The sequence below is a fragment of the Colwellia marinimaniae genome (assembly GCF_002207865.1).
GTDB lineage: Bacteria > Pseudomonadota > Gammaproteobacteria > Enterobacterales > Alteromonadaceae > Colwellia > Colwellia marinimaniae.
The window spans coordinates 85,226-97,664 of record NZ_BDQM01000008.1 but is presented as its reverse complement, the minus strand read 5'-3'; the positions used below and the strand labels follow the sequence as shown (position 1 = coordinate 97,664).

General features: G+C 40.4%; 13 protein-coding genes. 9 read left to right on the top strand and 4 right to left on the bottom strand.

Going from position 1 to position 12,439, the window contains the following annotated elements; genetic code table 11:
• Positions 1–72 precede the first annotated feature (72 nt).
• The 9 genes from MTCD1_RS07060 (at position 73) to speD (ending at position 9,493) form a co-directional block, all read left to right on the top strand.
• Positions 73–672: an anthranilate synthase component II gene (locus tag MTCD1_RS07060; RefSeq protein WP_057179604.1), complete on the top strand. Its 600-nt coding sequence runs from the start codon at positions 73–75 to the stop codon at positions 670–672.
• 127 nt (positions 673–799) lie between these two features.
• On the top strand, positions 800–1,945 hold the full coding sequence (locus MTCD1_RS07055; protein ID WP_082606399.1) for an HDOD domain-containing protein: 1,146 nt from the start codon (positions 800–802) through the stop codon (positions 1,943–1,945).
• A gap of 362 nt (positions 1,946–2,307) precedes the next feature.
• A complete protein-coding gene (locus MTCD1_RS07050; protein ID WP_057179603.1) occupies positions 2,308–3,519 on the top strand; it encodes an aspartate aminotransferase family protein in 1,212 nt (403 codons plus the stop codon).
• A gap of 98 nt (positions 3,520–3,617) precedes the next feature.
• Positions 3,618–4,634 carry an arginine N-succinyltransferase gene (gene astA / locus MTCD1_RS07045; protein WP_057179602.1) on the top strand — a complete coding sequence of 339 codons (1,017 nt, stop codon included), beginning with the start codon at positions 3,618–3,620 and terminating at the stop codon, positions 4,632–4,634.
• Positions 4,635–4,783: 149 nt separating this feature from the next.
• A complete protein-coding gene (gene astD / locus MTCD1_RS07040; RefSeq protein WP_057179601.1) occupies positions 4,784–6,262 on the top strand; it encodes a succinylglutamate-semialdehyde dehydrogenase in 1,479 nt (492 codons plus the stop codon).
• The gene (gene astE / locus MTCD1_RS07035) at positions 6,263–7,420 is read left to right on the top strand and encodes a succinylglutamate desuccinylase (protein ID WP_057179600.1); all 1,158 of its coding nucleotides are present in this window, start codon (positions 6,263–6,265) and stop codon (positions 7,418–7,420) included. It abuts the gene before it with no gap.
• 131 nt (positions 7,421–7,551) lie between these two features.
• Positions 7,552–7,902, top strand: coding sequence for a DUF3802 family protein (locus MTCD1_RS07030; protein WP_057179639.1), 351 nt, complete (start codon positions 7,552–7,554; stop codon positions 7,900–7,902).
• Positions 7,903–8,303: 401 nt separating this feature from the next.
• Entirely contained in the window at positions 8,304–8,708 is a 405-nt protein-coding gene (locus MTCD1_RS07025) for an OsmC family protein (protein ID WP_057179599.1), read from the top strand.
• A 14-nt stretch (positions 8,709–8,722) separates the two neighbouring features.
• Positions 8,723–9,493, top strand: coding sequence for an adenosylmethionine decarboxylase (gene speD / locus MTCD1_RS07020; RefSeq protein WP_057179598.1), 771 nt, complete (start codon positions 8,723–8,725; stop codon positions 9,491–9,493).
• Between the two features lie 153 nt (positions 9,494–9,646).
• Here speD and MTCD1_RS07015 read toward each other — a convergent pair whose 3' ends face one another.
• From MTCD1_RS07015 to MTCD1_RS07000, 4 genes are read right to left on the bottom strand one after another with little or no spacing between them, the layout of a single operon-like run.
• Positions 9,647–10,582, bottom strand: coding sequence for an AgmX/PglI C-terminal domain-containing protein (locus tag MTCD1_RS07015; protein ID WP_057179597.1), 936 nt, complete (start codon positions 10,580–10,582; stop codon positions 9,647–9,649).
• A gap of 2 nt (positions 10,583–10,584) precedes the next feature.
• Positions 10,585–11,115, bottom strand: coding sequence for an ExbD/TolR family protein (locus MTCD1_RS07010; RefSeq protein ID WP_057179596.1), 531 nt, complete (start codon positions 11,113–11,115; stop codon positions 10,585–10,587).
• Positions 11,112–11,687 carry a biopolymer transporter ExbD gene (locus MTCD1_RS07005; RefSeq protein WP_057179595.1) on the bottom strand — a complete coding sequence of 192 codons (576 nt, stop codon included), beginning with the start codon at positions 11,685–11,687 and terminating at the stop codon, positions 11,112–11,114. The genes MTCD1_RS07010 and MTCD1_RS07005 overlap by 4 nt, the downstream gene beginning before the upstream one ends.
• Before the next feature lie 4 nt (positions 11,688–11,691).
• Positions 11,692–12,345: a MotA/TolQ/ExbB proton channel family protein gene (locus MTCD1_RS07000; RefSeq protein ID WP_197410241.1), complete on the bottom strand. Its 654-nt coding sequence runs from the start codon at positions 12,343–12,345 to the stop codon at positions 11,692–11,694.
• Between the last annotated feature and the right edge of the window lie 94 nt (positions 12,346–12,439).

The window sequence follows — 12,439 nt, the reverse complement described above, 5'->3', positions numbered from 1 at the left end:
AGCCCTTATTGCCCCGTAACGATAAAAGCATTAGAATAGCCGCGAAATTTACCCGCACTTAGGCGAAACTTTTTGTTATTAATGATCGACAACTACGACTCTTTTACTTTTAATTTAGTGCATTACTTTCAAGCGCTAGGTCAAGAGGTGGTGGTTTATAGAAATAATGAAATTAGCCTAACAGAAATTGAGCAATTAAAGCCGCAATATATTGTTATATCTCCGGGTCCTTGCGATCCTGACTCTGCCGGTATTTCTCTGGCTGTCATTGCACAGTTTGCCGGTAAAATACCCTTATTAGGTGTCTGCTTAGGGCATCAATGTATTGCGCAACACTTTGGCGCTAAAGTTGAAAAAGCAAAAAAAGTGATGCACGGTAAAACCTCGAAGATTACTCATAATCAACAAGGTTTATTCCGCGACTTGAATCAGCCATTACAAGTCACTCGTTATCATTCCTTAATTGTTAACAAGCAATCATTACCCAACGAACTCACGGTAACGGCGTGGAGCCAAAATGAGCAAGGTGAGCTTGATGAAATTATGGCGCTAGAACATAAAAGCCTAGCTATTAGCAGCGTACAGTTTCATCCAGAATCCATACTGACAGAACAAGGACAAAATTTATTAGCAAATTTTATCAAGCAATTTAAAAATCACCCGATAAGCTAATAACAAGAGCTTTTTAGATTAAAGCCAGATAGAGTAGTACGTTACTCTATTAAAGCACTAGACTTAATGCGTTCAATGCTCAATTTTATCCCTGAGTAGCAATAAAAAGGTAAGCAATAACACCTCCATGCAAATTTTTGAAAACAATCAAGCTGTCGCCACTATATACCAGCGAGCCACTAGCCTCACTATCTGTAAGAAATTTGCGGAAAAGCAAAGTGGAAAAATATCCATAGCTGACCAACAAGGTAGCGAGCAAGAAAACCGCCGCCGAGAACTGTTATCTGTAGAGGTGCAAGCGCAACAAGAAAAAATTATTGCCAAGCACGGTGAAGAGCATTTTCAAAAACAAACCCAACAGGCCTTCTTTAGCCGGGTTCGCACAAAAATTAATAGTGACTTTGACAACAAAGAGCACCTTTATCATCACGTACTAGGTATTGAAGATGCCTGCCCTGCTATTCTCGATATTTTATCTGCTCGTGCCGCTTCAGTTAATCAAATCAAAAGTCTTGCTGCTTCTTTATCTTGGTTAAGCAATGATTTAATACGCTTAGTGAACAAACCACAATACCGAAAACGTGCTGATGTACAAGTTACCGATGCTAAGCTGGCGTTAAGTTATATTGGTTTAGACAATTTAAAGTTGCTCATGCCCACCTTTACCCTGAAACATTGGTTACCTACAAGTACCGCACCTTACGGCTTGATGAAACGAAAGCTATGGAATGATAGTTTATCTATAGCATTAGCCGCACGTGCGTTAGCCAAAGAACAAGGCCTCGATGAATTTACCGCGTTTACTACGGGGATGTTGTCAAATATAGGTAGATTTGCCGTTACCCGTAGTTATTTAACCACGTTTAGTGAGATGTATAAAAAAGAAGTACGTCAAGCATTTGAGCGTAAAGACAAACGTTTGCATAATGTCTTATCACAAATTAAAGCCAGTGAAGAGCTACTCCTTGAGCAACTTACCATGCGCAGTTCACAATTGTCTGCTGACTTAATTGAAAAAATGAGCTTTAGACGCCTTGATATAACCGAACCAATATTTGATCTAGCCTACGCCGATAACATCGAAAAAATGCACCCTATCGCTCAAATTGTCGCCAAAGCCAAAGCCCATGTCGCCTTTCGCGCCCTAGCAAAAGAAGCGTTAATAAGTAGTGACGAGAGTCAAGCATTGCTTAACGCGGCAAATTTAACACCGGCTGAAATAACCCTATTACAAAAGAGCGATATTGATCATATTAAGCTCAATTTCAGTTAATTTACTGCTTATTTGCCACATATTTTAGCTTTTTCCATGTTTTTTTCTGATTAATTATTAAAAAATCACCTTAAGGGCTTTCAACGTGCCAGCGCTTAGCCCTCACTTACCCCCTTATTTCTACAAATAAATCCTACTCTATAAATATTCATATTTTATGAATAAAGGTAGTTAAGCCTTTGTTTTGGCTGGGCTGCAGCCAAGCTCAGCAAGACAAGCCGACTAATTTCTGTCATACTATCTCTCTATTTTTTAACTCGCTGTTACTATTTTTCTCTATATTTAGATATTCGTTAAGCTTTATCTAAGTAATGCAGTAAGCTGTTAAAAATATAACCCACTTATAAATGAGGATTTTTGAAATGTCAGAACATTTTTCGGTTGAACGCGGCTTATTTGATGAGGTAATGGTACCAAACTATGCACCTTCAGCGATTATTCCTGTACGTGGTCAAGGCTCTCGAGTGTGGGATCAACAAGACAAGGAATATATTGATTTTGCCGGTGGTATTGCCGTTAGTTCTTTAGGTCATTGTCATCCAGCCTTAGTGGCTGCCTTAAAAGAGCAAGGCGAGAAACTTTGGCATTTGTCCAATGTACAAACCAATGAACCCGCATTACGTTTAGCGAAAAAATTAGTCGATAGTACCTTTGCTGAAAAAGTGTACTTTTGTAACTCTGGTGCCGAAGCTAATGAAGCGGCACTTAAGTTAGCGCGTCGTTGGGCCTTAGAAGTACACAGTGAAGAAAAATCACAAATCATTGCTTTTGAACAAGGTTTCCATGGTCGTACTTTCTTTACGGTTACTGTTGGTGGTCAATCGGTCTACTCCGATGGCTTTGGTCCAAAACCAGGCAATATAGATCATGCGGTGTACAATGACTTAGCTAGTTTAAAAGCATTAATTTCTGATAAAACGTGTGCGGTAATGATTGAACCATTACAAGGTGAAGGCGGAATTATTGCACCAACAGATGAATTTATCAAAGGTGTACGTGCCTTATGTGATCAACACAATGCGCTATTAATTTTTGATGAAGTACAAACAGGTGTTGGCCGTTTAGGTCAGTTATACGCCTACATGGATTTAGGGGTGACGCCTGATATTTTAACCACTGCTAAAGGTTTAGGTGGCGGCTTCCCTATCGGCGCTATGCTTACCACCACAGCTATTGCTAAGCACCTTAAATTAGGCTCTCATGGCAGTACCTACGGCGGTAATCCATTAGCTTGTGCGGTTGCTGAAGCAGTGCTAGATACAGTAAATACCCCTGAAGTTTATGCCGGCATCAAAGCTAAAGCTAAACTTTATGCTGATGGCTTAAATGCCATTAATGCTAAATATGATGTTTTCTCTGAAATTCGTGGCAAAGGCTTATTAATTGGTGCCGTTTTAAATGAAAAACACCAAGGTAAAGCAAAAGATTTTTTAAATGCGGCTATGGATGAAGGTCTTATGGTATTAATTGCTGGCGCAAACATTGTCCGCTTTGCACCTTCACTTGTTATTCCTGATGAAGATATTACCCTTGGTTTAGCACGCTTTGAAAAAGCTGTCGCCAGCTTAGTCTAACTTAACCTAGACTGGCCTAGCCTAGTCAATGCTAATAGCTATCTGTTTAAGTCACCTTATTTTAAACAGATAGCCATCCCCTTTCATCGAGAGCAATTATGATCATTGTACGCCCTATTAAAAAAAGTGACCTGAAAGCCTTGTACCGCATTGCGGAAGACTCTGGCCACGGTTTTACTTCACTGCCGGTGAATGAAAAATTACTGCAACAGCGTATCAAGCACGCAGAGGAATCGTTTGCCAAAGACGTGAAAGAAGCTGGCAACGAAGGCTATCTTTTTGTCATGGAAGATACCGAAACTGGTGAAGTAGTTGGTACCAGTGGCATTGAAGCCGCGGTAGGTTTAGATGATGCTTTTTATCATTATCACCTGGGTAAAGTAGTCCATAGCTCACGCGAGCTAAATATATACAATACCGTAGAAATCTTGTCTTTGTGTAATGACTACACTGGCGCCAGCGAAATTTGTACACTATTTTTAAGTGACAGCCACCGCAAAAATAATAATGGCCGCTTTTTATCGCGTTTCCGTTTTCTTTTTATCGCCGAACACAAAGAGCGTTTTTCTGACACCATTATTGCAGAAATGCGTGGTATTTCAGATGAAAACGGCAATTCGCCATTTTGGCAGTGGCTTGAAGAGCACTTTTTCTCCATGGACTTTCCGACCGCCGATTATTTAACCGGCATAGGTAAAAAAGTATTTATTGCTGAATTAATGCCTAAATACCCAATTTACGTTAGTTTGCTCAGTAAAGAAGCCCAAGCAGTCATCGACAAAGTGCACCCACAAACGGTGCCAGCACTGCGCTTATTAGAAGCGGAAGGTTTTGCCCGACGTGGCTATGTTGATATTTTTGATGGTGGTCCAACGGTTGAGTCACATGTCAACAATATCAGAACCGTAAACCATAGTAAGCGTTGCCAAGTAATCATAGACGAAGTGCAATCTACGGATAATTATATTATCTGTAATAGCAAAGTTGCTGATTTTAGAGCCCTGCAAACGCGATTGTCACTACGGGAAACCGCTAAACAAGTGGTCATTAGCCAAGCTGTCGCCGATGCATTAATGGTAAGTGAAGGCGATTGGGTTCGTTTAGTCGCTAATTAATTACCGCAAATTAAGCGCGGTAAATTAGCTCATGCAATTACCTGAGCAAATAACATACTGACATATTGTGGCTAACACCAGCCATTCATCTAGTTACTAAGGGTGACAGCGACACTCTCTGTCACCACTACCAATGAGAAGGAAATACCATGTCTCACACAAATCCAGTTCAATATATTAATGGTCAATGGCTAGCAGGCTTAGGCAATGATGTTAGTTCATTAAACCCAGCTCGTAATGAAGTCATTTGGCAAGGTAAAACAGCCAGTGCCGAGCAAGTAAACGCTGCGGTATTAAGCGCTCGTCAAGCATTTGAAAGCTGGGCAAACATTGGCCTAGAAGAGCGTGTTGCTGTGATCAAAAAATTTGCTGCGCTATTAGATGACAACAAAGACGCTTTAGCAACAACGATTGCCCTAGAAACCGGTAAGCCAAAATGGGAAACCACAGGTGAAGTTGGCGCCATGATAGCCAAAGTAACTATTTCTCTTAAGGCCTATGAAGAACGTACTGGTACCGTTGAAAACCCTATGCCGGGTGCTAAAGCCTTTATCCGTCATAAGCCTCATGGTGTGGTTGCTATTTTTGGTCCTTATAACTTCCCAGGTCACCTACCTAATGGTCACATAGTACCGGCACTAATTGCCGGTAATACTATTGTCTTTAAGCCGAGTGAATTAACGCCGCGTGTAGCAGAAGAAATGCTGAAGTTATGGGAAAAAGCCGGTTTACCTAACGGTGTTATCAACTTAGTGCAAGGCGAAGTTGAAACAGGTAAAGCGTTAGCTAGTCATAAACTTATTGACGGTTTGTTTTTCACCGGTAGCTCAACTACCGGCCATTTATTGCACGAACAATTCGCCGGTCAACCCGGTAAAATTCTAGCACTGGAAATGGGTGGTAATAATCCACTGATTGTTAAAGGTGTCAGCGATATTGATGCAGCAGTGCATGACATAGTGCAATCAGCTTTTGTTACCACGGGTCAACGCTGTACTTGTGCACGTCGTTTATTCATTGAAGCTAATGAACAAGGCGATGCCATTTTAGCCCGTCTTATTGAAGTAACTAAAAACTTAACCATTGGTTATTATGACGATGAAGAGCAACCATTTATGGGCTCAATGATCTCAGAAAAAGCCGCTTTAAGCTTAGTCGCTGCCCAAGCTAAATTACTAGCCCTTGGTGCCACATCACTAGTAGAACTTAAGCACTTAGAAGCAGGTACAGGTTTTGTTTCACCCGGTATTATCGATGTGAGTGATATTATTGCTGATATCCCTGATGAAGAATACTTTGGCCCATTAGTGAAGGTTTACCGTTACAGTGACTTTGATAAAGCCATTGATGAAGCCAATAACACCGGCTTTGGTTTATCTGCAGGTTTATTGTCTGACAGTGAAGATTCATACAAGCATTTCTTTACTCGCATTCGTGCTGGTATCGTTAACTGGAACAAGCCTATTACCGGCGCAAGCAGCGCAGCACCTTTTGGTGGTATTGGCGCAAGTGGCAACCACAGAGCCAGTGCATTTTATGCCGCTGATTATTGTGCTTACCCTATCGCTTCAGTTGAAGCGACAAAAGTAAGCTTACCTGAAACATTATCACCAGGTTTGAAATTCTAAATGCCAAATAACAATACTCTTACCGCACCAGTATTAACTGATATTACTGATGATAACTTTGTGCAAGCCTATCAGCAGTTTATCAAACAAGGCGACTTTATCTCGTTAACCCGTCAGTTTGAGCAAGGTTTTAAACAAACTGGCAAGGATAATACCCTTAACTTTAGTGTTAATGGTGCCAAAGTTAGTCTACTTGATAGCGGTGTTTTGTTGATTGAGCCACAAAGCTCAGCAACGTCAGAGAAGCCAAGTAAGAGTATTGTAATTTCATCGGGCATTCATGGTAATGAAACTGCCCCGATTGAAATTGTTCAGCAACTTATCAGTGATATTATTGCGAAAAAAATACCGGTCAAACATGCTACCCTTTTCATTATGGGTAACCCCGTGGCCATGAATATTTCCAAGCGCTTTCAAACAGAAAATTTAAACCGCTTATTTTGTGGTAAACACCAAGAGATAGCCCCTTGTTTTGAAAAATATCGCGCTGAAAAGTTAGAAACTTATGTTAGTGACTTTTTTAATGCTGGCGCTGATAAAGGCACAAGTGCGACGACTAATCGTAGTAATAATAGTAATAACGAAGTAACTAACTATCACTACGATTTACATACCGCTATTCGTGACTCTAAATATGAAAAGTTTGCCATTTATCCTTACCAAGGTGATAAACCCTGGGATAAAGAGCAGTTAACCTTTATGGCTGCTTGTGGTGTTAATACTATTTTATTTGGTCATGGTCCTTCAGGTACTTTTTCATATTTTAGTAGTGCAAAGTTTTCCGCACATGCTTTTACCGTCGAGCTGGGCAAAGTCAGACCCTTTGGTGAAAACAATATGGCTAATTTCCAAGCCATGACTGACAACTTAAGCGCACTCATCTGCGGTAATGAAATCACTTTAAAAAGCTTTAACAATAAAGACTTTAACTTATTTAAAGTCCTAGGTGACATCACTAAAGTTAGTGATGATTTCAAACTATTTATCGGTGATGAAATCAGTAACTTTACCGATTACCCCGTTGATACCTTGTTATCAACCGATACTGGCGCAGAATACCGTACTACGCAACCAGGTGAGAGCATTGTCTTCCCTAATGCCAAGGTCGGTAATGGTCAGCGAGCCGTGTTAATGGTGGTACCAACAACACTATTATAAGTGTTTTATACTAAGAGCCCTTTTTGTATAAAGGTAAAGGGGGCGCTTGCTTAGCCTTATCTAAAAACGCTACACTAGCTGCTATACTCAAACAAAAGTACAATTCATCGGCAAAGGTAAATAAGACAATTATGGTTACAGACACTGACGGTTATATTCAAATCATTGAGTACCTTACCGAACATCTCAGTTTATTTGAAAATGCAATCGCGCCAGAACACGCGAGTGAAACCGTAATGTCCGCCATTGAAGTTGAGTTGTGTGGACAAATCATTAACGTTTGTAGCCAAAATAAGGATTTAACCTTTAATCAACGTAATGCCATAATTCGTGAAGTTGATGCCATTGTCTATGATCTAGAAGAGATCCTCTCTGGTGTTATCAACAATCCGGTTAATGATGAGCAATTGGCCTTCATTCGTGAGTTTGCTGGTTTAATCAAAAACCTCTTTGATAGCGTCATTCATAACGATAAATCCTAAATAGCATAAGTTCTCCCCCCTATTTAACCTGGCAGTTCGGCGTTATTGTCTGCTAAAGCCTCTAATATACCAATTCCAATAAGTTTCTTCCCACTCAGCGAGAATTAAAAGTCTTAGAGGCAAGGCATTGATTGTAGATAATGGTTACTCCCTTATCAAAATCAATAACGCAGCATGTAAGCCATTAAAACTCGCCCTTCGGGAGCTTTCCCGCGATTCGGTTACCGCACAGAATTTCTTCCATATAGAGTGACTATATGCAAAAAAATCTATTTGTTCTCAAACCGCTGGCAAGTTCTGAGTGGAAACTAACTTAATGGACTTGGTATTACATATTACAACTGGTGGTGCTGCGGTAACTTAGATAGAATCCCCTATATTCATTCAAAATAGAGTCAACAATGAAAGCACAAGTAAAATGGTTAGGTGAAGAATTATTCATGGGCACCTCAGCAAGTGGTCATACTATGATTTTAGACGCTAATGCTGGTAACCTAGCCCCTAGCCCTTTGGAGGCGGTGTTAATTTCTTTAGGCGGATGCTCTTCAGTGGATGTTGTCAGTATTTTACAAAAATCTCGACAAAACATTACTGGCTGTCAAGTCGAAATAAATGGCACACGGGTTGATGGCGTACCGGCGCTGTTCGAAAAAATACATCTACACTTTATTATTACCGGCAGTGATATAGCGGCGAAACATGTCGAGCGGGCGGTGAGTTTATCTGCTGATAAATATTGCTCAGTCGCTTTAATGCTTAATGCCAAAGTTGACATTACTCATGATTTTGAAATTATAACTCAGTAAGTAATTATCACGGTATGCATAGCGCCAATAAAATCCCCCTGTATGGCTTCAATAATTTAACCAAAAGTTTAAGCTTTTCATTATACCGAGTACATTATTTACCGTCAGCTCAGTCCGTTACTCACTATAATACTTACATCAATCAAAGCTATAATAGTGAGCACCTTGGCGTGTTACTTACTAAGATTTGTCATGCCATTGGCGGTAATGTCTTAAATATAGCGAGCCAAGATTACACGCCACAAGGCGCAAGTGTCACCTTAATGATTTCAGAAGAAGCAAAACCTGAATCTTTAGTCGCTCACTTAGATAAAAGCCACTTGTGTATACACACCTACCCAGAAGAAACTCCACAGCAAGGCATTGCCATTTTTAGAGCCGATATTGAGCTATCAACTTGTGGCATCATTTCACCGTTAAAGGTCTTAGATTATGTCATTGAGGCTTTCTCAGCTGATGTTATCGATATAGATTATCGGGTCCGAGGCATGACACGTGATCAGCGTGGCGATAAGTGCTTCAGTGATCATGACATTGTCAAAATCAGTGAGCATTTAACTGCCGCGACTATTGACAGATATAGAATTAAGGACAGCGCTATGGCAACGAATAACTTGTTTCATTGTAAGTTAGCCAGGCGGACTATTGACTTAAAACACCATATTTTCAACTCAGGTGCACACTTAGCGCTAGGCTTCAAGATGAATAAAATCACCGCTATCGATGCAAGGCAAGTAACCGCACAACTAAGCAGAGAGTTAGATGAACTATTTGTCGGGAAATAGCGAGCTTAAAAGCAACTAAGGCAACACTGGCTATTTAACTTTTCTTTTCTTGAAAAGCAGCTAAGTTAGCTTAATAAGAAATAACTAACTTAGCTGCTAGCTGCTTTTAGACATTACTCGTTAACAACTTATGCCAAATTCGGCTGAGCGATACTAACTCGGTAAAAAGTCAATTACCCAGATAGTCACGACAGTGCCTACATTTTCTGCGCTAAACTTAATAGCACGTAAAATAGCACTAAGTTGACGCTCTAATTTGGCATTATTTAATTCACTTGATTTAATGGTTACTTTACTGACCTTGCCAGAAGGTAGAATTACCAGCTCAAACAAGACCTTGCCCTTTAAAAATGGGTCTTTACGCAAGGCACGATTATAGCGTGCATAGAGCCGAGATTTATTCGCTTCTAGTGTTCGCCTTAATGCTACTTCAGAGCGATGCCCTGACTTTTGCGCCGCCAATGATTCGGCAGCAGCGGTATCAGTGCTGGCTAACACTTCTTCTGCAGATAAACGTATTTGTTGAGTATTACGACTAGTCAGCTCAGCACTTGCCACTGTTTGCGTTGTTTTAGCCACAGATAAGTTGCTGCTTTGTATACTCGCCGTACTGGCCAGTAACTTACGCTGAACTTTAACCTCAGCAGCACTGCTTTTATTTAACTGAGTTGTGCTAGCCGGTTTAATTTCAAAGGCATCACGCATAGCAAAAAGTTCATCTTTCATTGCTGCTAAGCCTGACGTTTGTGCTTTTTTTTTCGCTGCTTGTCGCTTGGTCCTAGGCGGCTCGGCTTTATCTTTTATTTGCTCAGTATTTTTTCTCTCTAGCGGCTTTTCTTTTGGCTTTTCTTCTACTTTCTTAGGCAATTGCTTTTCCTTAAGCATAATTTTTGCCAGTTGCAGCGGAACCCTCTCTTTCACCTCGCGTGATATTTCAACTTGTTCAATAAAAGGTATCACCACGGAAAATAATAAAAAAATCCCTATCAGTATCTGCAGAATCCGAGTGAAAATTTTATCTTGAGCGGTATTTTGAAATACGTTAGTAACATCATCATTGCTATTAGTTGCGAAAGTGGCTGACGTCATATTTAGCCCTCTCTTAACTTACTTTTAGCGATTTGCTTAACCGCTAACGATATATTACGGTAATTACTGTCCGCGCAAGCTGACATGATCTGCTTTAACACTTGATAAGGCACACTGGCATCACCTATGATAGTTACCGCTCTGCCATTTTCTTTTTCCGTTTCAGTTAACACCGGCCGCTTAGTCGCGAGGTAACTCAACTCGGTTTTCACCGCATCGATAAGGTCACTATTAATATCTACGCCAACCTCAGTTAAGGCACTATTTTGCTGCCAAACGACTCGTTCTTGTATCATTATGCGCTGGGGTAATACAGTAATTAATACATTTTCAGCGGGTAATTCTTTGGCAATAGAAACAGGAAGGTTTATCTCCTTGATATTTTGCAGTACACGAACTTCTGATTGATTAACAATAAGAAAGAACACCAAAATAGTAAAAATATCCATTAACGAAACTAGGTTCAATTTAGCGCCAGCACTAAAACGCTTATGATGCTTAGCTAAACGTTTCGCTTTAAAAGACTGTTTCATGGCTTTCCTCCTGATTGAGTCCTTGCGTTGGTCCCTGCTTGAAGCCCTGCATTAGTGCCTACTTGAGAGTTCGCTATGCTTGCGGGTGCATCACCTAAAGATATCTGTGGAAAAAGCTCTGCATCAACTAAGTTGGCCGCAACTACGGCTTTAAAAGAGCGTACCGTATCCATGGTAGAAACTATGGTTTGATAATCAATTTCCGGGGCAAGTAACAACACAATGTCACTTTTTTGGTGCTTATTTTGCTGAAAAGTTAATTTCAAATCTTGTAAATAAAGCGATAGCTTAGCAAACTGATAGCCGCTATCGGTTTTAGCAAATTTCTTCAATAAAATGCCCGCGGGATAATTCAACTCAAAGCCTGTTTGAGTTATCACTAATTCCAGTACTTGCCGCTCATCATTGGGGTTATCTGTGGTTTGCCCGGCAACAGGTAGCTGTAAGTTTAAAATACGCACCTGAGAAAACACCAAACTTAACAGTAATACCGGTACTAGCACTATCATCAAGTTCATAAATGAGGTGATGTCGAGCTCTGCCTCTGGCGGATTAATGCGACGACGTCTCATGCTCTTAGCTTCTTTTTTCGTCAGACGACTGACCAAAAGAAAGCGAGTTTAATAATTTGATCCCTGCCATTTCTAGTGAGTCAGCAATTGCCGCCGTTTTTCCCATTAAGACACTATGAAATAAGATAAGCGGAATGGCAGTAATTAAACCAAAAGCCGTGGTATTCATTGCCACTGAAATACTAGCAGATAACAAGTTCGCTTTTTCAGCTGGATCGGCATTGGCAACCGCAGAGAAAGCCGCAATCAAGCCCATAATGGTGCCAAGTAAGCCCAGTAATGTGGCGACATTCGCTAATATCGCCAAAAATGGCGTACGCTTTTCCAGACGTAACATATATTCCATCATGGTTTCTTCCATGGCATATTCGACATCTTCTCTTCGCTTTACTGACGATAAACGAGCGATACCAGATTGCAGCACATCCAGTACTGGCGCCGAATGTTCTTTGGCATATTGACTAATTGCCGCGAGATCACCTTTTTTTAATGAGTCTTGCAACAGCGAAAACGCTTTACGGTTACGTCTTAATGCCGAACTTAAATAAAGCCAACGCTCTATAGTAATGGCTAAACCTATGACTAACACTAAGGCGATTGGATAAATAAATGCTCCGCCGGTTTGTAAAAAATTGATTATGCTGTCGATAATACCCATGGTGCTTCCTTTTATATTTTTTTATGCAGTTACTGCTGTAGTTTTACCTGATTTTTCTAATGTTTTTTATTCTTAATTCTTAAGTCAGCATTGT

What these genes read in the sequence shown, in the direction of transcription:
- MTCD1_RS07015 (WP_057179597.1), bottom strand. Translation starts at nt 10,582, where the DNA reads ATGACGTCAGCCACTTTCGCAACTAATAGCAATGATGATGTTACTAAC.
- speD (WP_057179598.1), top strand. Translation starts at nt 8,723, where the DNA reads ATGCATAGCGCCAATAAAATCCCCCTGTATGGCTTCAATAATTTAACC.
- MTCD1_RS07050 (WP_057179603.1), top strand. Translation starts at nt 2,308, where the DNA reads ATGTCAGAACATTTTTCGGTTGAACGCGGCTTATTTGATGAGGTAATG.
- astE (WP_057179600.1), top strand. Translation starts at nt 6,263, where the DNA reads ATGCCAAATAACAATACTCTTACCGCACCAGTATTAACTGATATTACT.
- astA (WP_057179602.1), top strand. Translation starts at nt 3,618, where the DNA reads ATGATCATTGTACGCCCTATTAAAAAAAGTGACCTGAAAGCCTTGTAC.
- MTCD1_RS07025 (WP_057179599.1), top strand. Translation starts at nt 8,304, where the DNA reads ATGAAAGCACAAGTAAAATGGTTAGGTGAAGAATTATTCATGGGCACC.
- astD (WP_057179601.1), top strand. Translation starts at nt 4,784, where the DNA reads ATGTCTCACACAAATCCAGTTCAATATATTAATGGTCAATGGCTAGCA.
- MTCD1_RS07000 (WP_197410241.1), bottom strand. Translation starts at nt 12,345, where the DNA reads ATGGGTATTATCGACAGCATAATCAATTTTTTACAAACCGGCGGAGCA.
- MTCD1_RS07055 (WP_082606399.1), top strand. Translation starts at nt 800, where the DNA reads ATGCAAATTTTTGAAAACAATCAAGCTGTCGCCACTATATACCAGCGA.
- MTCD1_RS07030 (WP_057179639.1), top strand. Translation starts at nt 7,552, where the DNA reads ATGGTTACAGACACTGACGGTTATATTCAAATCATTGAGTACCTTACC.
- MTCD1_RS07010 (WP_057179596.1), bottom strand. Translation starts at nt 11,115, where the DNA reads ATGAAACAGTCTTTTAAAGCGAAACGTTTAGCTAAGCATCATAAGCGT.
- MTCD1_RS07005 (WP_057179595.1), bottom strand. Translation starts at nt 11,687, where the DNA reads ATGAGACGTCGTCGCATTAATCCGCCAGAGGCAGAGCTCGACATCACC.